The organism is Caballeronia sp. LZ016 (assembly GCF_031450805.1).
GTDB lineage: Bacteria > Pseudomonadota > Gammaproteobacteria > Burkholderiales > Burkholderiaceae > Caballeronia.
In genome coordinates, this window is sequence record NZ_JARTVY010000001.1 from 571,820 (window position 1) to 594,448 (window position 22,629).

Here is a 22,629-nt window from a genome sequence, read left to right on the forward strand (position 1 = left end):
TAAGTGATCGCCGATTGAATCGGTAATTTCGACGATTTCCCCTTCCTTGCGCCCACTATCAAAGTCACAAACTCGATAGCTTTGGGGAACTCTCACACTGCTCGCCCTTCTAACACTTAGCACTCGCTGAAACGGAGTGCTAATATCGTGTCTGACTTGCCGCCGCCGTCCTGGCAGCGCGCAAATCGTTGAAAAGGAGCTTATGAGCGTGACCAATGCGATGACCCTTCCGAATGTTGTGGGCTCGGCGCCTGCCAAGGCATCTTCGGCAGGCGCGCTGACGTACGCACAGTCGTCCATGTTGACCGGACAGATCGGCAACATCGATTCCTACATACAGGCAGTGAACCGCATTCCGATGCTTTCGCCGGCGGAGGAACGTCAGTACGCAACCGAATTTCGCGAGCACGGCAATCTGAACGCCGCGCGGCAGCTCGTGCTTTCGCACTTGCGCCTCGTGGTGTCTATCGCCCGGAACTATCTGGGCTACGGCTTGCCGCATGCTGATCTGATTCAGGAAGGCAATATCGGTCTGATGAAGGCCGTGAAGCGCTTCGACCCTGAGCAAAACGTGCGCCTCGTGTCGTACGCCATGCACTGGATCAAGGCCGAAATCCACGAGTACATCCTGCGCAACTGGCGCATGGTGAAAGTCGCGACCACCAAGGCGCAGCGCAAGCTGTTCTTCAACTTGCGCAGTCACAAGACCGGACATGGGGCGTTCACCCCGGACGAGATCGAAGGTCTCGCGAGCGAGCTGAACGTGAAGCGCGAGGAAGTCGCGGAGATGGAAACGCGTCTGTCGGGCGGGGATATCGCGCTCGAAGGCCAGGTGGATGACGGCGAGGAAGCGTTCGCGCCTATCGCTTATCTCGCGGACTCGCATAACGAACCGACGAACGTCATCGCCGCGCGCCAGTTCGACAAGCTGCAAAGCGATGGCCTGTCGACCGCGCTGGAGTCGCTGGACGATCGTAGCCGCCGCATCATCAAGGCGCGCTGGCTGGATGTTCAGGACGACGGATCGGGCGGCAAGACGCTGCATGAGCTGGCCGATGAATTCGGCGTGTCGGCGGAGCGCATTCGGCAGATCGAAGCCAGCGCGATGAAGAAGATGCGCTCGGCGCTGCACGACTACGCATAACGCCGCCTTCAGGCTGTAGCGCAAAGCGCGAAGCCCGCTGTCGAAAGACAGCGGGCTTTTTCTTTTTGGCACCGGTTTGCCGGTTAAAAAAACGGCGCTCTGGAAGGGAGCGCCGTTTCTCGAACCAACCGCTTACCGCGTCACGCCGGCATCGGTGCGGCCCCGCCGCCGTTACCGGACAGACGCGTGTTCATCTGCGCGGCATACCGCTGCGCCGCTGTGCCGACGACGATATGGAACGTATCCGCCGACACCCACGCGACATCGAGTTGCGACAGGCGCTGACGATCCACCGCCGACGGATCGCGCACGACGACACGCAGGCGCGTCTGCGCGACGGCATCGAGCGAGACGACATTCGTCGCACCGCCGAACACCGCAATCCAGCGCAGCGGGTCCGGATCGAGCGGGCCGGCGGTCTGGTCCGCCACGCTTGCCGCGCCGACAGGCTGCGCCGGCGCCGACGAAGCCGGCGTCGCACCGCGCGTCGAGGAATGCTCGAGTTCGCCGCGAATCTCGTCCGCGATCAAATCCGCTTCCGGTCCGATGATCACCTGCACGTTGGTCTTGCCGCGCTTCAGCACGCCGCGTGCGCCGATGCTCTTCAACTGCGGCTCGGATACGACTTCCGCATCCACCACCGAGAGACGCAGCCGCGTCGTGCAGGCATCGACGAGCGTCAGGTTAGACGCGCCGCCCAGCGCCGCGATGTACTTGCCTGCGCGCGTGCTGGCCGCAGCCGGCACCGTCTCGCCCGGAACGAAGCCGCCGACAGGCGTCGCATCGGTTTGCGCGTCGGTCGTCGCAGGCTCGCGGCCCGGCGTCGCCATGTTGAACTTGCGGATGAAGAAGCGGAACAGCCCGTAATACACGATGCCGTACACGAGGCCGAGCGGAATCGCCATCCAGCCGCGCTGCGACAGGCCGTAGTTCAGCACGTAGTCGATCGCGCCCGCCGAAAACGTGAAGCCCAGGTGGATGCCGAGCGCCGAGCAAATTGCGAGCGAGAGCCCCGTCAGCACCGCGTGGATGCCGTAGAGCACCGGCGCGAGGAACATGAAGCTGTATTCGATCGGCTCGGTCACGCCCGTGAGGAACGCAGTGAGCGCCATCGAGAACAGCAGGCCGCCGACGACCGCGCGGCGCTCCTTCGGCGCCTCATGGAACATCGCGAGACACGCGGCGGGCAGGCCGAACATCATGATCGGGAAGAAGCCGGTCATGAAACCGCCGGCGGTCTTGTCGCCCGCAAAGAAGCGATGCAGGTCGCCGTGCACCACCGCGCCGCCATCGGCGGGGGTGAACGAGCCGAACACGAACCACGCGAGCGAATTGATGATGTGATGCAGACCCGTCGCCAGCAGGATGCGGTTCAGCACGCCGAATACGAAAGTGCCGAGCGCGCCGGCCGTCGTCAGCCAGTTACCGGCCGTATCGATGCCGAGCTGCACCGGCTTCCACACGAAGCCGAAACCGATGCCGAGCAACAGACACGCAACACCGGTAATGATCGGCACGAAACGCTTCCCGCCGAAGAACGCCAGATATTCGGGCAGCTTGATGTCCTTGAAGCGGTTGTACATGTACCCCGCGACCATCCCCGCGATGATGCCGGACAGCACGCCCATGTTGAGCTTCGCGTCGATGTCCTTCATCACGGCGGTTTCGATCAGATAACCGATCGCGCCGGCGAGACCCGCCGTGCCGTTGTTGTCCTTCGCGAAGCCGACCGCCACGCCGATGGCGAACAGAAGCGGCAGGTTCGAGAAGATGGCGTCGCCAGCGTCGGCGATCATCTTGATGTTGAAGACGTCGGGCTGGCCTAGACGCAGCAGCAGGCCGGCCACCGGTAATACGGCAATCGGCAGCATCAGGGCGCGGCCTAGGCGCTGCATTTTTGCAAACGGGTTAGCGTCCATCGGGTTCTCCAAAAATATAGGTCTTGTCGGTGCTGCTTGGGTTGTAGCCGGGGTTTGAAGCCGTTTAGTCCTGCGGCCAGATTTCGCGGCTGGCCGCTCTTACTGCCTGTGCCGATTCGAGCGCGAGCACGTCTTCCGCGCGCTGACGGCACAGCTGGTAATCGAGATTGCGCACGCGCGCCTTGATGCCGGGGACGGCGGACGGATCGACCGACAATTCCGTCACGCCCAGGCCGACGAGCAGCGGCACCGCGAGCGGATCGCCGCCGAGCGCGCCGCACACGCCGACCCACTTGCCGTGCTTCTCAGCGCCCTGCACCGCCGCCTTGATGAGCCGCAGCACCGCCGGATGCAGGCCGTCCGACTGCGCTGCGAGATCCGGCTGGCAACGGTCCATCGCGAGCGTGTACTGCGTGAGATCGTTGGTGCCGATCGAGAAGAAATCGGCGTACTTCGCGAGTTGATCGGCAAGCATCGCCGCCGACGGCACTTCGATCATCACGCCCACTTCGATGGATTCCGTGCGGCCCGCTTCGCGCGCCAGTTCGTCGATGCGCGCGCGCAGGCGCTGAAGCTCACCGGCGTCGGTGACCATCGGCAGAAGAATGCGCACCGCGCCCGCCGGCTTCACGGCGAGCAGGCCGCGCAACTGGTCATCGAGCAGATCGGGGCGAACCTGCGCGAGACGGATGCCGCGCAGGCCCAGCGCCGGATTTTCTTCGGGCGGCAGCGTCAGGTAATCCACTTCCTTGTCCGCGCCGACATCGAGGGTGCGGATGATGGCCGAGCGCCCGGCGAGCGCGTCGACGATGTCCTGGTAGCTCGACGCGTGCTCCGCTACGGTCGGCGCGGCCTGGCGGTGGATGAACAGCAGTTCCGTGCGCAGCAGGCCGACAGCGTCAGCGCCGTTCTCGACGGCGGCTTTCGCGTCGTCGAGGGTCGCGATATTCGCCGCGATTTCGATGTGTCGCCCGTCCCGCGTCGACGCCGCCTGCTGCGACATCTTGCGGTTCGCCTCGCGCACGCTCGCGAGCCGTTCGCGCTCATGGCGCGCGCGTTCGACATCGAGCGCGGTCGGCGCATGTTCGAGGCGTCCCGCGGATGCGTCGACGACGACTTGCGTGTCTTCGGGAATGGCGTGGAGCGCATCGCCGATGGCGACGAGCGCCGGAATGCCCATCTGACGCGCGATGATCGCCGCATGCGACGTCGCGCCGCCGCGCGACATCACGAGCGCGGTGACCCGCGTGCGGTCGATCGACGACAAATCGGACGGCGTGAATTCGGTGGCGGCCAGCACGGCTTCGTCGGGCAGCGCGCGCGCCGCCGTGTTCGTGAGGCCGAGCGCGCGCAGCACGCGCTTCTCGATATCGCGCAGGTCGGCGGCACGCTCGGCGAGCAGCGCGTCGTTCACGTTGTTCAGCAACGCGATCTGCGCGCGAATCGATTCGCGCCACGCAAAGCCCGCGCTCTTGCCGAGACTGATCAGATCGCGCGCGGCGTCGACGAGCGTCGGGTCTTCGAGCAGCACGCGATGCACGGCGAAAATGCCCGCTTCGCCGACCGCGCCGCGTTGCGAGGCAGTCCGCACCGTGTCCTGAAGTTCGACATCCACTTGTGCGATCGCGCGGTCGAGCGCCCGGCTTTCGGCCGCCGAAGGTCCGCTCGCTTTTTCGTCAGGCACGATCTCCTGATCGTCCCAGCGCACGAGTTTGCCGACGGCAATGCCGGGCGCGGCGCACACGCCGGCCAGCATGTTCGGCGGCAGCGGCTGGGCAGAAGGACGCGCAGTAACCGGCGCCGGCGATTTTTCGCGCGCCGGCGTTTCCTCGACTTCGCCTTGCGCCGCTCGCAGCAACTCGGCGGCGACGGCATCGACCGCTTCTTGCGCCTCTGCGCCCATGCCGACCAGCTCGATGGTCGCGCCTTCGCCCGCGCCGAGACCGAGCAGCCCGACGACGCTTTCCACCGCCGCCTTGCGGCCCTCGTAACGCACCTCGACCCTGGCGTCGAAGCCGCGCGCCGCTTCACGCGCCCGCGCCGCCGGACGCGCATGCAGCCCGCCCGCGTGCGCCAGCGTGACACTGCGCCGCGCTTCATTGACCACGTTCGACGACGACCGCGCCACCTGCGCCGCAGCGCCTTCCTTCGCGCGCAATACGAGCATGCGCTCGCCCGCCTTCACCACGCCGCGACCGGCGCGCTGGATGACGTCGAATGCATCGCCATTGGCGATCGCGATCACGGACACGAGGCTCGGTGCGTGTTGCGCGACGAAATCGGCGTCGAATTCGATCAGCGGCTGTCCGGCGCTCACCGACGCGCCCTGCTCGACCTTCGGCGTGAAGCCCTTGCCGCCCAGTTCGACCGTATCGATGCCGACGTGCACGAGGATTTCCGCGCCCTCGGCCGTCCGCAGCGTGACCGCGTGATGCGTGCGCGCGAGATGCGTGACCGTTCCATCGCACGGCGAAAGCAGCACGTGATCGAGCGGATCGATGCCGATGCCGTCGCCGAACATGCCCTCGGCGAATACGGGATCGGGCACGTCGGCGAGCGGGACGACGGGGCCGGTGAACGGAGCGAGGAGAACGACGTCGCCCGGGTTATCGGTGGATGAATTCAGCAAAGACTGCTCGGCACGGCGCATCGTCTTTCTCACTCAATGGGTTTCGGTGACTTTGTTCAGGTGGCGCGGCGCGTCGGGATTGCGCCCGCGCGCGGCGGCCAGACCGGCGGCCATCACGTAGAACGAAAGGATTGCAGCGATCGGGTCGAGCGCCGGGTGATCGGTGGCGACGAGCGGCAGTTCCGCGCCGGCGACGTCGTCCGGGGCGGCGAGCAGAACGCGGGCGCCGCGTGCGCGCATGTCGGCGGCGAGCTGGATCAGGCCCGCCTGCTCCGGTCCGCGCGGTGCGAACACGAGCAGCGGATAGTCCCGGTCGATGATTTCCATGGGACCATGACGCACTTCGGCGCTCGAGAACGCTTCGGCCTGAATGCCCGAGGTTTCCTTCAGCTTCAGCGCCGCTTCCTGCGCGATGGCGAGACCGAGGCCGCGCCCGATCACGATCATGCGATCGACGTCCTTCAGTTCATCGACGGCGCGCGTCCAGTCGAGCTTGCCCGCGGCGCGCAGCGCATCCGGCAGCGATTTCAGCGCGTTGAGCAATTCGACATCGCGCTGAACGTGCGCGATCACGATCGCCGACAGCGAGAGCATCGCGATATAGCTTTTCGTCGCAGCGACGGACAACTCCGGTCCGGCGAGCAGCGGCAAGTACCATTCGCACGCGGTTTCGAGCGGCGAGCCCGGCACGTTGACGGCTGCGACGGTGAACGCGCCCGCTTCTCGCAGCGCCTGCATCGTGCCGACGAGATCGGGGCTCTTGCCCGACTGGGAGAAGGCCACCGCAAGCTGGCCGGACACGCGCAGCGGCGCTTGCTGCAGCGTGGCGACGGACATCGGCAGCGAGGCGACCGGCACGCCGATGCGGCTCATCGTCAGGCTTGCGAAATAACTGGCGGCGTGGTCCGAACTGCCGCGAGCGACGGTCAACGCGACATGACGCGGCTGCTCCGCGAGCTTCACGGCCAGCGCTTCGATGCGCGAGGTATCGGCGAGTTGCGCCGCGACGACATCCGCGGACTCCAGCGCCTCATTGAGCATATTCGACAAGCGATTCTCCTTCGACATACGTGGCGGTCAGCGCGAAGTCCCGGTCGAGCACGACGAGATCGGCCCATGCGCCACGCGCGATGCGGCCGCGATCTTCGAGCCCGAGGTAATCGGCGGGAAAGCGCGACAAGCGGTTGGAAACGTCCGCGAGCGGAATGCCCAGCGAGACGAGATTGCGCAGCGCCTGATCCATCGTCAGGGTGCTGCCGGCGAGCGTGCCGTCCGCGAGGCGCACGCCGCCCATGCACTTGGTGACGTGCTGGCTGCCGAGGCGATATTCGCCGTCCGGCATGCCCGCCGCCGACGTGCTGTCGGTGACGACGTAGAGACGCGGGATGGCGCGCATCGCGGCGCGGATCGCGCCGGGGTGAACATGCAGCAGGTCGGGAATCAGTTCGGCGTACTCCGCATGCGCAAGCGCCGCGCCGACCATGCCGGGATCGCGATGATGCAGCGGCGACATCGCGTTGAACAAATGCGTGAAGCCGCGCGCGCCGTGTTTGAGCGCGTTGACGGCGTCGTCGTAGGTGCCGAGCGAATGGCCGAGTTGCACGCGCACGCCGCGCGCGGCCATTTCGGCGATGACCTCGAGATGCCCGGAGATTTCCGGCGCGATGGTCACGACGCGGATGGGCGCGAGCTCGAGGAACTTCAGCACTTCGTCGCGCACCGCGACCGCGGCTGCGTCAGGCTGCGCGCCGAGCTTGCCCGGATTGATGTACGGGCCTTCGAGATGCACGCCCAGCACGCGCGCGCCGTTCGCGGCGCGGCATTTCGCGCGTTCGCCGAGGCCCGCGACAACGGCCATCAGTTCGTCGCGCGGCGCGGTCATCGTCGTGGCGAGGAGACTGGTCGTACCGTGTTTCGCGTGCTCGCGGGCGACGGTATCGGCTGCGTCGCCGCCTTCCATGATGTCGCGGCCACCGCCGCCATGCACGTGAAGGTCGATGAAGCCGGGCAGGATGAACGGCGCGTCGTTGGCCGACGGATCGGCGATATGACCTTCGAGCGCCGTCACCCGGCCGTTCTCGAAACGCACGGACCCGTGGATCCAGCCGTCGTTCGTCAGTATGTTTCCTTTCAGCATGAAGTTCTCTGGAAGTACGCTATGCGTGATGAGGTTCCGGGCCGTTCGCGCCATGCTGCGAGCAGGCTGGCTCGCGTGTCGCCCCAATGAGCGCGAGCCGTGCGGACGGCGTCTTTTGTCCTCTTGTTGTCTTCGTTACTCTCTTCGGAATCGATGCAAATTGCGCGATGCCCACCCGCCGGAGGAGAGTCGTCGCGGCAGTCATATCCGCGATTTGCTGCATGACGCCATGCCGTCATCGTTCGGTCCAACCGGCCGCAAAAGTCGAGCTTCGGCGCGCCACTACCGGACACTACCGGCCACTGCGAAACGGGCTGCGCAGAAGTGCGCGCAACTGCTGCTGACCGACCAATGCGCAGCAATTCACTGCTGAAAGCGGGCGGCGTGCGGCCCTAACGCAAGCGTCAAATCGCCCCTGGCGGCATGCACGAAAGAACATCGGCGGCTTTGAAGTGGAGCCCATTATATAACCAACATAATACCAGTCAATGTCTGCCGAATCGCCACACCCAACGCATGAATCCTGCTCAGAATCAATAAGTTACAGATTGAACAGCAAGTGCTTTCGGAGAATAATTGCCATCAGGACTTACCCGCATCGGCGCGGATGGTCTGCTTGCCAGTCAATGCACTAGAATTCGGGCAAGTTCGTATTCGCACGATCGTGCTTTCTTTGGCACAATGGGGACATTAGTTCGGAATCGCAACTAATTAATTAAAGCCAGATTTCTGAGAGAGCGAAGGCAGATGGGCTGTTTCGATTCGAGTCGGGCTGTTGAAGCCGTCAGGCGCTTCAACCGGTTTTACGCGCGCCACGCCGGCGCGTTCCATGAACGGCTGCACAAGAGCCATTTTTCGCTGACCGAGGTGCGTATCCTCCATGAGCTTGCGCACGATCGCGCGCACACCGCCGCCGATCTTTCGCGCAATCTCGGGCTGGATACGGGCTACCTCAGCCGCCTCATCTCGAACTTCCAGAAGATGGGGCTGGTCGTGCGGCGCAAGAACGAGTCGGACGGGCGCGCGCATCTGCTGTTCATGACGCCGGAGGCCAAAGCCAAAGTCGATGACCTCGACCTCCACGTGTCATCGGAAACGGCCTCGGTTCTCGATCGGCTCGCGCCCGGCGAGATCGAGCAATTGTCATCGGCGATGGCGGACATCGAACGGCTGCTGTCGCCCTCGTCCTCCGGACTCGCCACGCGCTTGCGCAGTCCGCGGTGCGGCGATTTCGGCTGGATGATCGAGCGGCACGCCCTGCTCGACGTCTCCGAAGGCGCAAGCCTCGCCAATGAAGCCCACGCGGCATCGGTCGTCGCGCGCTTTTTGCGCGCGATGCAAACCAGCGAGCCGGGCATCGCATGCTGGGTGGCGGAGCAGCAAGGCGCCGCTCGGGTCGGCGCGGCGGTGCTGAACGCGGCATCGAAGAACCAGGCGCGCATCGATCTGCTATTCGTCGAGCCGGGGGCGCGTCGCTGCGGTCTGGGAGAACGGCTCGTCGCCGCTTGCGCGAACTTCGCACAGGGCGCGGGCTACGAAAGCGTCACCTGCGAGTTCGACGATGCACGCGAAGACCTGGGCGGCCTCTTCTTGCGCACCGGCTTCAAGCTCCGGCACGACGAAACGGGCGTGGTATGGGAGCGTGAGTTGCGGCGGATCTACGCCGAGTGAGACGGCGCGTCGCGAGTCGCGGCGCAAAGAAAAACGGCGTCCCGAGGGACGCCGTCGAAAGAACGAATACTCGAGTTCTTAGAACGAAGGTACGACCGAGCCCTTGAACTCGTTCTTCAAGAACTGGCGCACGTCTTCGGACTGATACGCGGCGACCAGTTTCTTCACCCAGGGCTGATCCTTGTCCTTCGCGCGTACCGCGATCAGGTTCGCATACGGGCTATGCACGTCTTCGAGCGCAATCGCGTCTTTCGTCGGCTGCAGGCCGGCTGCGAGCGCGAAGTTCGTGTTGATCGCGGCGGCGTCGACATCGGCGAGGGTGCGGGGCAATTGCGCTGCATCGAGTTCGACCAGCTTGATCTTCTTCGGATTCTCGGCAACGTCGAGCGGCGTGGCGTTGTTGCCATTCACGCCCGCGCCTGCCTTCAGCTTGATGACGCCCTGCGACTGCAATAGCAGAAGCGCACGATTCTCGTTCGAAGGATCGTTCGGCACTGTGACCTTTGCGCCTTGCGGCAGGTCCTTCAGCGACTTCAGCTTTTTCGAATACACGCCGAGCGGCGAAATGTAAGTCAGCCCCGCATTCACGATCTTGTAACCGCGCTGCTTGATCTGGCTGTCGAGATACGGCTGATGCTGGAAGCTGTTGGCGTCGAGGTCGCCGGCATCGAGCGCGGCATTCGGCTGCACATAGTCGTTGAACTCGATCACCTTCACGTTCAACCCTTCACGCTTGGCAACCTTCTCCACGACTTGCCAAATCTGCGCATCAGGACCGCTGATGGTGCCGACCTTGATGACCTTGTCGTCGGCATGGGCCGAGAAGCTCGTAACGAACGCCGCGGACGCCACGAAGGCGGCCAAAGCTTTAAGCAAATTTCTGCGCTGCATGGTGTTCCTGTTTCGAATGCAATTGACTGCGGGAGTGCTGATACCGGCTGCCGCATCAGGCGCGTGGCCGGTGCACGAATCTTCGCACAGCGATGGTGCGAGCGGAAATACGGTTTGCTTATGTGAATATCCGCTGGCGGCGGGCCGTACAATGGAACGCACGCAAACTTCGTCGAGGCAGATCAACATGTACGTGATCAATCTGCGCTACACCGGCGCGCTCGCCGAAATCGACGATGCGCTCGACGAACATCGGGCGTTCCTCGAACGCTACTTCGCTGCTGGCATCTTCGTGATGGCCGGGCCGAAGGTGCCGCGCGATGGCGGCGTCATCATCGCGACGGGTGTCGATCCGGAACAACTCGATGCGATCATCGCCGAGGACCCGTTCGCCCGGCAGCAGCTCGCGCATTACGACATCACCGAGTTCAAGGCCACGCGGCTTGCGCCCGGACTCAACTTGCCGGAACCTTCGACGCCATGAAAAAAAGCGGCTCGCGGGCCGCTTTTTTCACGTTTCGCTGGCTGGTGAGCCGATCAATGCATCAGTCGATCAGCAGCTTCAGATCATGCACCCAGGGCTCGACGCCCTGCCCGTCGCGCGCAAAGAGACGCAGTTTGCCGTCCTTGTCGAACACATAGCTCGCGGCGGTGTGATCCATCGTGTAGTCGGCCGGCGTCTTGCCCGCTGCCTTCGCGTAATACACGCGGAAATCCTTGGCGATCTTCTGCAATTGCGCGTCATCCGCCGGACGCAAGCCAATGTACGACGTGTTGAACGCCGTCACGTATTGCCCGAGCAGATCGGGCGTGTCGCGGGCGGGATCGACGGTGACCATCAGCACTTGCACGTCTTTCGACTTGTCGCCCAGTTGCTTCATGGCCTCGGAAAGCTCCGCGAGCATGGTCGGGCAGACATCCGGGCAATGCGTGTAGCCGAAGAAGAGCACGACCGCCTTGCCCTTGAAGTCCGCGAGCGTGCGGGTCTTGCCGGCTGTATCGGGCAACGAGAAGTCGCTGCCGAACTGCTTGTTGCCGGTGATATCCAGATTCTTGAAGCTAGGCGCCTTATCGCACGCGCACAAAAGCGCCGCGCATGCGAGCAATGCGAGGAGGCGGCGAACGGCGGCCATCATGCGCCGATCACCGTGCGAACGTAGTGGTCGATCAGCAGCGCCGCGAACAGCAGCGACAGATAGACGATCGAATAACGGAAGGCCCGGCGCGCGAGCGCGTCCGAGTAAGCGCGATACAGCTTCCACGCGTAGCCGAGGAACACCGCGCCCAGCGCAATCGCGCTCGCCAGATAGACGACGCCGCTCATTCCGGAGATGAAAGGCATCAGCGTGACGGCGAACAGCACGATGGTGTAGAGGAAGATGTTTAGCAGCGTGTACTTTTCACCGTGGGTGACGGGAAGCATCGGCAGGCCGGCGTTCTCGTAATCCTTGCGGCGATACAGCGCGAGCGCCCAGAAATGCGGCGGCGTCCACACGAAGATGATGAGCACGAGAATCCACGCGTCGCCGGGAACGGAGCCCGTGACGGCGGCCCATCCGAGCGCCGGCGGCATCGCGCCCGACGCGCCGCCGATCACGATGTTTTGCGGCGTATAAGGCTTCAGCAACAGCGTGTAGATGACCGCGTAGCCGACGAACGTCGCGACGGTGAGCCACATCGTCAGCGGATTGGTGAACGTGTAAAGCGTCCACATGCCGATGCCGCCCAACACCGCCGAGAACATCAGAATCTGCGTGCTGGTGATCTGCCCGCGCGCCGACGGACGCCACGCAGTGCGACGCATCTTCGCATCGACTTTCTGCTCGACGAGGCAATTGATGGCGAACGCGCCGGCAGCCAGCAGCCAGATGCCGACCGCGCCGCCGATCAGTTTGGTCCACGGCACCATGCCGGGCGTGGAGAGGAACATGCCGATGACCGCGCAGAAGACGGCCAGTTGCGTGACGCGCGGCTTGGTCAGCGCGATGTACTGCGAGACGCGGCTGCCGAGGGGGGAATTGAGTGTGGTGCTATCCATGGACATGGGCCATCACGCTGAAACGACGTCGCGCGCGGGAAGCGCGGCGCGGCCGGGACGGCTGGAAGAGATTCGAAAGTTTAGCATGACGAGCAGCAGCAGCAGGATCGCCGCCCCGCCGTTGTGCGCGACGGCGACCGGCAGCGGCCATTGCAGGACGATGTTCGACATGCCCGTCAGAAACTGGATGACGATGACCGCCAGCACGCCGTTCGCCGGCTTGCGCAGCGACTCGAAGCGGCGCAGCTTCGCCGCGAGCCACAGCAGATACAGCACCACGACGACCGCGAACGTGCGATGCGTCCAGTGGATCGCGACGAGCGCATCCTGCGAGATCACGTCGCCATCGCCGGTCATGCCGAGCGCGCGCCACAGGTGAAAGCCGTGTTCGAAGTTCATCGGCGGAATCCATTGGCCGTTGCAGAGCGGAAAATCGGTGCAGGCCAGCACAGCATAGTTCGTGCTCACCCAGCCGCCGAGCGCAATCTGCACGACCAGCAGCACGAGTCCGAAGACGGCGGCGGGCATCCAGCGAGCGGCGGCCGAATCGAGCGATGGAACCGGCGTCATGCGCGCCGCGAGCCAGCCGAGCACGCCGAGGAGCGCGAGTCCGAGCAGCAGATGCGTCGTCACGATCACCGGCTGCAGCTTGAGCGTGACGGTCCAGGCACCGAACGCGCCCTGCAGGCAGATCAGCAGCAGAATGCCGGTCGGCCACCACGGCGACAAGTGCAGCGGACGGCGCTTGATGCGCGCGGTCCACGCGATGACGACCTGCGCGATGATCAGCACGCCGATCGCCATCGCGAAATAACGATGCAGCATCTCGATCCACGCCTTGACCATGCTGACGGGGCCGGTGGGCATCGCCTGATACGCGGCGGAAATCTGCGCGTGCGCGATGAACGGCGACGACGTCCCGTAACAGCCCGGCCAGTCCGGGCAGCCGAGACCGGAATCGGTCAGGCGCGTGAAGCCGCCGAACATGATCAGGTCGAGCGTGAGAAACGTGGTGAGCCAGACGAGCTTCCTGAACTTGTAGTCATCGGCTTTCACCCAGACATAGGACAGCGGCAAAAGTGCAATGCACACACCGATCAGTCCCAGTTGCAACACGAAATTCATAGTCCACCCTCAACCAATGCGCGACCACTTCAACAGCTTCGCCAGGTCCGCGTTGATCTTCTTCGGGTCCGGGTCCTTCGGGAAGCGCATCATCAGATTGCCGTTGGGATCGACGAGAAAGATGTGATCCGTCAGCTTCGTGCCGTCCGTCACCGGCAGCCAGTCCGCAACGGCGCGCGGATCGGCGATCAGCATGCGCGTGTCCGGCTGCGGATAGGCCGCCTTGATGACATCGGCGACGGGCTTGTCATCGGTGCGCAGCCAGACGTTGACCACGCGGTCGCGCTCCGCCGATTGCAGCACGCGTACCTGTCGCATGTAATAAAGGCGCGTGACGCATTGCTCATTGCAATCGCCGCCGTTGACCGTGATCATCAGCCATTTGCCTTCGAGCGATTTGAACGGAAGCGTTTGCCCCTTTTCATCGGTCACGACGAGTTGCGACGGAATCGGGCGTTGCGGATCGATCAGCTTGCCGTAGCTCGACGTGCCGCCTGCAGGCTTGAAGACGTAGTACATCAGATACGACGCGATCACGGGCGCAGCGCAGACCAGCGCGAGCAGCACGAGCATCCAGCGGCCGCTGGTCCAGGAGCCTTTGGAAGGCGTGCGCTGGCGCGTGGTCGGCTTGTCGGCGGCGGTCGTGGGACGTTGGGAAGGCATCGGATATCAAGAGTGAATTCAGGCGTGGTTCGCGGCTTCGTCGTCGTCGCGAGGATGATCTTCCGCGCCGGTCTTCTTCGCGGCGCGGCGCGCGGCATACAGGCCGAAGCCCACGGCGGCGACGGCCATGCCCCACCACTGGAGCATGTAGCCGTAATTGCGTTCGACGCCGAGCGTCGGCGCGGGCCAGTCGCGCACGAGCCGGTCGTGCGTGTCGTTCGTCTGCTGGATCACGAACGGCTGCAGCGCGAGCCCCGTCTCCGCGGCGAACGCGGGAATGCTCAGGTTCTGGCGAATCTGCTGACGCGCCGCCGATCCGCCCTTTCCCAGTTCGAACGCCTGCGATGGATTCGCGCGTGCGACGCCCTGAATATCGACGATGCCCTTCGGCGTCTCGTACCGTTCGATTCCGGTGCGATCGGCAAGGTTGCGCGGCAGCCATCCGCGATTGACGAGCACATAGCCGCCGCCCTCGAGTTTAAGCGGCATCACGACATAAAAGCCGGGCTGATCGTTATACGGACGATTGTCCAGATACACGACACGCTCCGGCATGAACTCGCCGCGCGCCTCGACGCGATGGAATTCGACCGACTTGAGCGGCAGCGGATCGACGCTCACGCGCTGCGCCGGCGCGTTCTCGAATGCGACGATGCGCGCGTTCAGCGCTTCTTTCTGAAGCGCACGATCGCGCTGCCAGAAACCCAGGCGCACCGTCACAGCCACGACGATGAGGATGAGGACCGTGGGCCAGAAGCGTATTTTCATGCGCGCCGGGACCGCAGTGAAGCGTTGCGCGCCGCGCGGCGCGATGCGTCGAGTGAGATAATGAGATGACTCGTTTCCATACTGCTCAATGCGTTATCCGGGCAACTTGAGCACCATTGCCGGCTGGTTTCATGCACATTATCGTCGCCATCGCTTTCATCCTCATTCTCGGCAGCCTCGGTTCGGCGCTGTACTTCATGATGACCGACCGCGGCAAGACCAAGCGGATGGTCTGGTCGCTCGCCATGCGCGTCGGGCTGTCCATCTCGCTGTTCCTGTTCATCCTCTTCGCGCACTGGATGGGCTGGATCCAGTCGACCGGCATCCCCCTCGGACGATAACCCGGCGCAAAGGTTCTCCAATACGGGACGGATTGTCGCGGGGCGCGGCGTTTTCGCCATCTCGCGCGCGCTAAATTGAAACGCCGCCCCGGAAGCATCGGGGCGGCGCGAATTCACTGCTCGACTGCGCGGTCAGCCAGGCGTGCCGAAGCCGCCCGCCCGAATCCCGCTTACAGCCAGTACACGACGACGTACAGCCCGAGCCACACGACGTCGACGAAGTGCCAGTACCACGCGGCGCCTTCGAATGCGAAGTGGTGCTCCGCCGTGAAGTGTCCGCGAATCAGTCGCACCAGCACGACCGCCAGCATCGTGCCGCCCAGGAACACGTGGAAGCCGTGGAAGCCGGTCAGCAGGAAGAACGTCGAACCGTACACGCCGGACGCAAGCGTCAGATTCAGTTCGTTGTATGCGTGGAAGTATTCGTAGCCCTGGCAGAACAGGAAGATCACGCCGAGCAGCACCGTCGCGGCGAGCCAGCCGATCGCCTTCTTGCGATGATCTTCACGCAGCGCATGGTGCGCCACCGTCAGCGTCGCGCCGGAGCTCAGCAGCAGCGCCGTGTTGATGGTCGGCAGGGGCCACGGCACCATCGCGCGGAAATGCGGGACCAGCGCTGCGGGGCCGTTGTTGGGCCACACGGCGGAGAAGTCCGGCCAGATCAGCTTGTAATCGAGGCTGCCGAGTTCGTGCATCGCGATGGCGCGCGCATAGAAGAGCGCGCCGAAGAACGCGCCGAAGAACATCACTTCGGAGAAGATGAACCAGCTCATGCTCCAGCGATACGACACATCCACGCGCTTGCCGTACATCCCGCCTTCCGATTCGGAGATCGCGTCGCCGAACCAGTGCCACAGCACGAACAGCACGAACAGCAGGCCGAGGAACGTGGTGAACGGCGCGAACGAATGACCGTTGATCCACGCCGCCAGCGAGGCCAGCATCACCAGCAAGCCGCACGCAGCCAGAATCGGATGCCGTGACGGATGCGGCACGAAATAGTACGGGCTCTCGTTTTGACCGCTCATTGTTGATTCTCCACTTCGATCCAGTTGCTTGAATTTTTCTGATGCCGCATCGCCGCGCTCAGGCGCCGCGCGATCGTTGCGTCTATCCGTCTTTTATCCGTCTATCCGACCACCGCCCGCACGACCACCAGCAACAGCACGATGAACAGCACAGCACCGATCACGCCAGCCGCGATCAGGTGCAGCGGGTTGAGCTGCGCCGCATCGTTTTCCAGATCGGCGCGACGCCGCACGCCGAAGAACGACCAGAACACCGCCTTCACGAGCTTCAAGAATCCGCCTTTGCGCGGCGTCCGGGCATTCATGGCGCTCAGGTTCCCTTGGCGACCGACTTCGGCGCATCGAGTTCGAAGAACGTGTACGACAGCGTGATCGTCTTCACGTCTTTCGGCAGCTTCGGATCGACGACGAACACCACCGGCATGCGCTTCGTCTCGTTCGGTTCCAGCGTCTGCTGCGTGAAGCAGAAGCATTCGATCTTCTTGAAGTACTCGGTGGCCTGCTTCGGCGCATAACTCGGAATGGCCTGCGCCTTCACCGTGCGGCCCTGTTCGTTGGTGACCTGATACATCACCGTCATCACTTCGCCCGGATGGATATCCAGGTTCGTCTGTTCCGGCTTGAACTGCAGCGGCCCGCGCGCGTTCGCATCGAACTCGATGGAAACGGTGCGGCTCGCATCGACCTGCGTGTTCTTTGCCTCGCGCGCGCCGACGTCGCGCTGCACGAGATTGTTGATGCCGGTGATCTGGCAGATCGCGCGATACATCGGCACGAGCGCGAACCCGAAGCCGAACATCATCGCGGCGACGACGAAGAGCTTGAAGAGCATCGACCGGTTGAACGAGCGGTCGACGCGCGAATCATCCTGCTGAGTGGACACGTTATCCTCGCGACAACAGGTACTGTCTGACGACGATACCCAGAAAAAAGACGGCGGCGATCAACACCATGATGAGGCCGAGCCGCTTGTTGCCCGCGCGGATTTCGTCGGGCGTGCGTCTTTTTTGTGGATTCGGGGCCATGCTTTCCTGGACTGACTGGCTGCAAGGCGTCCAGCGCTTCAACTGGGCAGCCTTGCAGCACGATGAAACGACTTACTCGACCGTCGGCGGGTTCTCGAACGTATGGAACGGCGCCGGGCTCGGCACGGTCCATTCGAGGCCCTGCGCGCCATCCCACGGCTTGTCGCCGGCCTTCTCGTGCTCGCCGCCGCCGCGATACGTCGGCAGCGCGACCGCGAACAGGAAGTACACCTGCGCGAGACCGAAACCGAACGCGCCGATCGTCGCGATCTGGTTGAAGTCCGTGAACTGCGCCGGATAATCCGCATAGCGGCGCGGCATGCCCGCGAGACCCAGGAAGTGCATCGGGAAGAAGGTGACGTTGAACGTGATCATCGACACCCAGAAGTGGATCTTCCCGCGCATCTCGTTGTACATCCAGCCGGTCCACTTCGGCGACCAGTAATACCAGCCCGAGAACAGCGCGAACAGCGAACCCGCCACCAGCACGTAGTGGAAGTGCGCCACCACGTAGTAAGTGCCGTGCATCTGGATGTCGAGCGGCGCCATCGACAGGATCAGGCCGGTGAAGCCGCCCATCGTGAACACGAACAGGAACCCGATCGCGAACAGCATCGGGGTTTCGAAGGTCAACGCGCCGCGCCACATCGTCGCGACCCAGTTGAAGACCTTCACGCCCGTCGGCACGGCGATCAGCATCGTCGCGTACATGAAGAAGAGCTGGCCCGTCACCGGCATGCCGGTGGCGAACATGTGGTGCGCCCACACCATGAACGAGAGAATCGCGATCGATGCGGTTGCGTACACCATCGAGCTATAGCCGAACAGCGGCTTGCGCGAGAACGCCGGGATCACCTGCGACACGATCCCGAACGCCGGCAAGATCATGATGTACACCTCGGGGTGCCCGAAGAACCAGAAGATGTGCTGGTACATGACCGGATCGCCGCCGCCCGCCGCGTTGAAGAACGACGTGCCGAAGTGGCGGTCGAACAGCACCATCGTGATCGCGCCCGCCAGAACCGGCATTACGGCGATCAGCAGGTACGCGGTGATGAGCCACGTCCACGCGAACATCGGCATCTTCATGAGCGTCATGCCCGGCGCGCGCATGTTCAGAATCGTCACGACGATGTTGATGCCGCCCATGATCGACGACGCGCCCATGATGTGCACCGCGAAAATCGCGAAGTCCATGCCGGGGCCCATCTGCGTCGACAGCGGCGCGTAGAGCGTCCACCCTGCGGCGGTCGCGCCGCCCGGCACGAAGAACGAGCCGACGAGCAGCACCGCAGCAACCGGCAGCAGCCAGAAGCTGAAGTTGTTCATCCGCGCGAACGCCATGTCCGATGCGCCGATCTGCAGCGGCACCATCCAGTTCGCGAAACCGACGAACGCCGGCATGATCGCGCCGAACACCATGATGAGGCCGTGCATGGTGGTCAGCTGGTTGAAGAACTCGGGGCGCATGATCTGCAGGCCCGGCTCGAACAGCTCGGCGCGAATGCCGAGCGCCATCACGCCCCCGGAGAGGAACATGATGAACGAGAACAACAGGTACAGCGTACCGATGTCCTTGTGGTTGGTGGCCCAGAGCCACCTGCGCCAACCATGCGGCACTTCGTGCGCATGGTCGTCGTGCGCGTGGTCGTGACCCGCGACTACATCGTGTCCGATGCTAGACATGACAATCATCTCCTAAAGCGAATACTCGTGGCACTTGGCTTCCCGGCGCTTCTCCGTTGCCTCAGCGAAGGAGAAGCGCGTGCGAGACATGTCAAGCAGCCGGACTGATTTCCACGCGGCGTGCTTCCTTCGCATCCGTGCCGCCCGTGACGGACTCGGGCTTCTTCAATACGATACGTTCTTCGGCCACGCCTGCCGCCTTCAGCGCGTCGCGCACGGCTTGCGCGCGCTGCTTCGCGAGATCGGCGTTGAGGTCGGCGCCGCCGGTTGCATCGGTAAAGCCCGACAGCGCGATCTTCGCGTCCGGATGGGCCTTCGCGTATGCTGCCGCGGCTTCCACTGCGTTCTTTGCGTCGGTCGGCAGCGTGCTCTTGCCCGTCTCGAAGTACACGCTCGCCGGCAAGCCTGCGGCTTGACTCGCCGCTGCGCCCGATGCCGCCGGCGCGCTCGCTTCCGCCGCAGCCGGCGCCGCGGCGCTCGCCGCGTCGGGCGCAAAAGCCGCTGCCGTTGCCGCGCCGCCTTCAGGCATCTTGCCGTTGCGGGCGTCGGCCACTTGCTTCGGCTGCAGCATGTCGCCTGCGTGGTTGCTCCACGCGTTGCGCTCGTAGGTCACGACCGATGCGATTTCGACGTCGTTCAGCGTGGTCTGCCACGGCGGCATGGCGCCCTTGCCGTGCAGCACGATGTTCAAGTGCTCGGCGATCGGGCCGCTCGCGACCTTGCTGCCGTCGATGGCCGGGAACTGGCCCGCGCCCTTGCCGGTCGGCTGGTGACAGACCGCGCAGTTCGATGCGTAGACCTGCGCGCCGCGCGTCTTCAGCTCGTCCATCGTGTAGGTCTTGTTCGGATCGTCGGTTGAAGAAGCCATTTTCTTCTTCTGCGCATCGACCCACTTCGTATAGTCGTCGGTGGACAGCACGTTCACGACGACCGGCATGTACGCGTGCTCCTTGCCGCACAGTTCCGTACAGAAGCCGCGATACACGCCGACCTTCTCCGCCTTGAACCACGTGTCGCGCACGAAGCCGGGAATCGCGTCCTGCTTCACGCCGAACGCCGGCACATACCACGAGTGAACGACGTCGTTCGCCGTGGTGATGATGCGGATCTTCCTGTCGACCGGAACGACGAGCGGGTTATCGACTTCCTGCAGATAGAGATCGGAGATCGGCTCCTGGCCGTTCACCTGGCTGCGCGGCGTGGACAGCGTCGAGAGGAAGCTGATGCCCTCGCCCGGCCCCTTCACGTAGTCGTAGCCCCACTTCCACTGATAGCCGGTGACCTTCACGGTGAGATCGGCGTTGGTCGTGTCCTTCATGGCGACGACCGCCTTCGTGGCCGGCAGCGCCATCAGAATGACGATGATGAACGGTACGATCGTCCAGATGATTTCGACCGTGGTGCTTTCGTGGAAATGCGCCGGCTTGAAACCCTTCGACTTGCGATGCTTCACCACCGAATAGAACATCACCCCGAACACGCCGATGAAGATGACGGTACAGATGATGAGCATGAAGATATGGAGGCCGTAGAGCTCCTCGGCGATCTTCGTCACAGGCTGCTGGAAGTTGATTTCGTTCACAGCGGGACCGCCAGGACTGTCGTTGACCGCCAGGGCTACGCCGGCGTTCAGCAGTGCGCCTGCCGCCAGCACGCCCGCGAGGGCTCGCTTGATTGTTTTCATAGCATCCTTACCCAAAATTTCCATTCAAACCCTCGACCCCCGTGGGCATCGCGCCTGGTTGCCCGTTCCTCTTCAGGCAAGGCGTCTCAGTGACGCCTGCAACTCGGCAGCAAACTGCCTGCGACGATGCTGTGCAAGGTGCAGTCCGATTTTCACCGATTGACCGCGCGACACGATCGTAAGCGGCTCTCTCGGCGTCGCACCCGCTTCGACCCGCACCCAGCGCGGGTTGAACTCGAACTGCGTCAATACTTCGGCGTTCATCTGTTCGATCAACAACCGGTTTCGATACAGCCGGATTCTTTCGTAATCGACGGCGTGCCGCGCGTGGATCACGAACGCGACGGCCACGACCATCAACTCGACTCCGGTGAACGGCAGCACCAGCCAGGCGCCATTCAGAAAAAGCGGTGTCGCGATTGCCAGCGAAAACAGCGCAAGCGACAAATAGAAGCACACGAACTGACGCGGCGAGACCGAGCAGTTGCGTTTCATCAGCCAGTCTCTGACAACCGGCTCGGACTCCGTCAGCGTTTGACTCACCTGCATCGCCGCCTCCATCCATCCGCACGCAATCACATACATTTGCTCGAATTTCGCCCAAATTTGTGTCAGTCCGGGCGACAAACTGACGCATTATAGGCGGGTTGGGTGGCATCCACAAGCAAGGGTGGTCGCGTCGCAGAGCCAAGCGCCACAAGCCTCTGCGCCCAATTGACGCAGATTTTCACATGTCTTTTGGGCGCTAATCTCTGACATAACACGCGCCCTCTTTACGGCAATTGCAATGCCGTTCATCGACTTTCCCGCGACTCCCTAGCGGCCGCGTTTCGGCCCCCGCCCGATATCTTCCAGCCGCACGATGCCATGCCCTTCCGCCGTCGTTCGCGGCGCCGCTTTCCACGCGTGACCATAGATGACTTCGAAGGTCAGCGGGATGGCGCCGTCCTCGCGACGCAGCGCCCCGAGCGCCCGATGAACCGCGCCGCGCAAGGCTTCGGCGGCAGCGGCATCGGCTCGATCGGCCTCTGCGCGCTCGAACGGATACGCGCCCCAGCGCGTCACATCCGCGAGCAGCGACTCAGGCGAACGATAGGTGATCGTCAGCACTTCCTGATCCATGACCGGAATCTCGAACCCGCTTTCGACGAGCATGTCGCCGAGATCGTGCATGTCGACGAAATCGATCGTGTGCGGCATCGGCGCGAGGCCCAGCGTGCGCTCGGCTTCGCGATACGCGGCGGCGAGCTCACGCAGGGTATCGGGACCGAAGGTGCTGAACATCAGCAGGCCGTTGACCTTCAGCACGCGTTGCCATTCGGGCAACACGACGTCGGGGCGCGCATGCCAGTGCAGCGCGAGGTTCGACCATAGCAATTCGAATGCGCCGCCCGCGAACGGCAGCGCGGAGAAATCGGCCTGCGCGAGTTGCGGGCCGCGTGCACCGAACGCTCGCGCGAGCGTCGACGGCAGAAAGCGCCGCCAGCCGGCGCCGGATTCGGCTTCCGCGGCCCCGGCGGCGCGGGCGCGCGCGAGCATCGCGGAGGAAATATCGACGCCCAGCACGGATGCCTCGGGGAATCGTTCCCGCAAACGTCCCAGGTCCGCGCCGACGCCGCAGGCCGCATCGAGGACGCGCATCGGCGCGACCTTGATGTACTCCAGACGCTCGCGCATACGATCCGCGATTTCACGCGGCAGGAACGCGACTTCGTCGAAGGCAGCGGCGCGACGGTCGAAAATCTCGCGCAAGCGGCGCGGATCATAGGCCGGTCGGCTAGTTTTGGGGGACGTGGGGGACATGACGATCAGTTCGCGAAGAGTGCGAAGTATACTCGGTCGTCTTGAAATGGGCCGATGCCAGGGCGGTTTCGGCCTTC

Annotated in this window: 22 protein-coding genes; 4 read left to right on the top strand and 18 right to left on the bottom strand. The window is 63.8% G+C overall.

The window, feature by feature from the left end; translation table 11 throughout:
* The first annotated feature begins 208 nt into the window (after positions 1-208).
* Positions 209-1,144, top strand: coding sequence for an RNA polymerase sigma factor RpoH (gene rpoH, locus P9220_RS02665; protein ID WP_309765357.1), 936 nt, complete (start codon positions 209-211; stop codon positions 1,142-1,144).
* A gap of 140 nt (positions 1,145-1,284) precedes the next feature.
* On the opposite strand, the gene nagE is transcribed toward rpoH, so the two are convergent.
* From nagE to nagA, 4 genes are all read right to left on the bottom strand, one after another.
* Positions 1,285-3,063 (bottom strand): N-acetylglucosamine-specific PTS transporter subunit IIBC, encoded by a 1,779-nt coding sequence (nagE, locus tag P9220_RS02670; RefSeq protein ID WP_309763453.1) that lies wholly within the window; start codon positions 3,061-3,063, stop codon positions 1,285-1,287.
* Positions 3,064-3,127: 64 nt separating this feature from the next.
* Complete coding sequence (gene ptsP, locus P9220_RS02675; protein ID WP_309765358.1) at positions 3,128-5,713, bottom strand: phosphoenolpyruvate--protein phosphotransferase; 2,586 nt, start codon at positions 5,711-5,713, stop codon at positions 3,128-3,130.
* Positions 5,714-5,725: 12 nt separating this feature from the next.
* Complete coding sequence (locus tag P9220_RS02680) at positions 5,726-6,733, bottom strand: SIS domain-containing protein (RefSeq protein ID WP_309765359.1); 1,008 nt, start codon at positions 6,731-6,733, stop codon at positions 5,726-5,728.
* Positions 6,723-7,829 (bottom strand): N-acetylglucosamine-6-phosphate deacetylase, encoded by a 1,107-nt coding sequence (gene nagA / locus P9220_RS02685; protein WP_309763454.1) that lies wholly within the window; start codon positions 7,827-7,829, stop codon positions 6,723-6,725. The genes P9220_RS02680 and nagA overlap by 11 nt, the downstream gene beginning before the upstream one ends.
* Before the next feature lie 747 nt (positions 7,830-8,576).
* Between nagA and P9220_RS02690 the strand changes: the two genes are divergently transcribed.
* Positions 8,577-9,500, top strand: coding sequence for a bifunctional helix-turn-helix transcriptional regulator/GNAT family N-acetyltransferase (locus P9220_RS02690; protein ID WP_309763455.1), 924 nt, complete (start codon positions 8,577-8,579; stop codon positions 9,498-9,500).
* 78 nt (positions 9,501-9,578) lie between these two features.
* On the opposite strand, the gene P9220_RS02695 is transcribed toward P9220_RS02690, so the two are convergent.
* The gene (locus P9220_RS02695) at positions 9,579-10,391 is read right to left on the bottom strand and encodes a MetQ/NlpA family lipoprotein (protein ID WP_309763456.1); all 813 of its coding nucleotides are present in this window, start codon (positions 10,389-10,391) and stop codon (positions 9,579-9,581) included.
* A gap of 187 nt (positions 10,392-10,578) precedes the next feature.
* On the opposite strand from P9220_RS02695, the gene P9220_RS02700 reads away from it, so the two are divergent.
* Positions 10,579-10,875, top strand: coding sequence for a YciI family protein (locus tag P9220_RS02700; RefSeq protein ID WP_309765360.1), 297 nt, complete (start codon positions 10,579-10,581; stop codon positions 10,873-10,875).
* Positions 10,876-10,936: 61 nt separating this feature from the next.
* Here P9220_RS02700 and P9220_RS02705 read toward each other — a convergent pair whose 3' ends face one another.
* Genes P9220_RS02705 through P9220_RS02725 form a run of 5 tightly spaced genes read right to left on the bottom strand, consistent with a single transcriptional unit; the run spans position 10,937 to position 14,985 of the window.
* Positions 10,937-11,527 (bottom strand): SCO family protein, encoded by a 591-nt coding sequence (locus P9220_RS02705; RefSeq protein ID WP_309763457.1) that lies wholly within the window; start codon positions 11,525-11,527, stop codon positions 10,937-10,939.
* Positions 11,524-12,429, bottom strand: a complete 906-nt coding sequence (gene cyoE / locus P9220_RS02710) for a heme o synthase (protein ID WP_309763459.1) — start codon at positions 12,427-12,429, stop codon at positions 11,524-11,526. The genes P9220_RS02705 and cyoE overlap by 4 nt, the downstream gene beginning before the upstream one ends.
* A 12-nt stretch (positions 12,430-12,441) precedes the next feature.
* Entirely contained in the window at positions 12,442-13,554 is a 1,113-nt protein-coding gene (locus P9220_RS02715) for a COX15/CtaA family protein (RefSeq protein ID WP_309763460.1), read from the bottom strand.
* Positions 13,555-13,563: 9 nt separating this feature from the next.
* Positions 13,564-14,217, bottom strand: coding sequence for a cytochrome C oxidase subunit I (locus P9220_RS02720; RefSeq protein ID WP_309763462.1), 654 nt, complete (start codon positions 14,215-14,217; stop codon positions 13,564-13,566).
* 18 nt (positions 14,218-14,235) lie between these two features.
* Entirely contained in the window at positions 14,236-14,985 is a 750-nt protein-coding gene (locus tag P9220_RS02725) for an SURF1 family protein (RefSeq protein ID WP_309763464.1), read from the bottom strand.
* Positions 14,986-15,116: 131 nt separating this feature from the next.
* On the opposite strand from P9220_RS02725, the gene P9220_RS02730 reads away from it, so the two are divergent.
* On the top strand, positions 15,117-15,326 hold the full coding sequence (locus tag P9220_RS02730) for a twin transmembrane helix small protein (RefSeq protein WP_035961831.1): 210 nt from the start codon (positions 15,117-15,119) through the stop codon (positions 15,324-15,326).
* A 170-nt stretch (positions 15,327-15,496) separates the two neighbouring features.
* On the opposite strand, the gene P9220_RS02735 is transcribed toward P9220_RS02730, so the two are convergent.
* From P9220_RS02735 to P9220_RS02770, 8 genes are all read right to left on the bottom strand, one after another.
* Positions 15,497-16,354 (bottom strand): cytochrome c oxidase subunit 3, encoded by an 858-nt coding sequence (locus P9220_RS02735; RefSeq protein ID WP_309763465.1) that lies wholly within the window; start codon positions 16,352-16,354, stop codon positions 15,497-15,499.
* A 101-nt stretch (positions 16,355-16,455) separates the two neighbouring features.
* Positions 16,456-16,659 (bottom strand): DUF2970 domain-containing protein, encoded by a 204-nt coding sequence (locus P9220_RS02740; protein WP_309763467.1) that lies wholly within the window; start codon positions 16,657-16,659, stop codon positions 16,456-16,458.
* A gap of 5 nt (positions 16,660-16,664) precedes the next feature.
* Positions 16,665-17,237, bottom strand: coding sequence for a cytochrome c oxidase assembly protein (locus tag P9220_RS02745; RefSeq protein WP_309763469.1), 573 nt, complete (start codon positions 17,235-17,237; stop codon positions 16,665-16,667).
* 1 nt (position 17,238) lies between these two features.
* Positions 17,239-17,379, bottom strand: coding sequence for a cytochrome oxidase small assembly protein (locus P9220_RS02750; protein WP_309763470.1), 141 nt, complete (start codon positions 17,377-17,379; stop codon positions 17,239-17,241).
* A 72-nt stretch (positions 17,380-17,451) separates the two neighbouring features.
* A complete protein-coding gene (gene ctaD, locus P9220_RS02755) occupies positions 17,452-19,065 on the bottom strand; it encodes a cytochrome c oxidase subunit I (protein WP_309763471.1) in 1,614 nt (537 codons plus the stop codon).
* A 91-nt stretch (positions 19,066-19,156) separates the two neighbouring features.
* Positions 19,157-20,773, bottom strand: coding sequence for a cytochrome c oxidase subunit II (coxB, locus tag P9220_RS02760; RefSeq protein ID WP_309763472.1), 1,617 nt, complete (start codon positions 20,771-20,773; stop codon positions 19,157-19,159).
* Between the two features lie 48 nt (positions 20,774-20,821).
* On the bottom strand, positions 20,822-21,298 hold the full coding sequence (locus P9220_RS02765) for a DUF2244 domain-containing protein (protein WP_309763473.1): 477 nt from the start codon (positions 21,296-21,298) through the stop codon (positions 20,822-20,824).
* Positions 21,299-21,565: 267 nt separating this feature from the next.
* Entirely contained in the window at positions 21,566-22,552 is a 987-nt protein-coding gene (locus P9220_RS02770) for a methyltransferase domain-containing protein (RefSeq protein ID WP_309763474.1), read from the bottom strand.
* Positions 22,553-22,629: the final 77 nt, after the last annotated feature.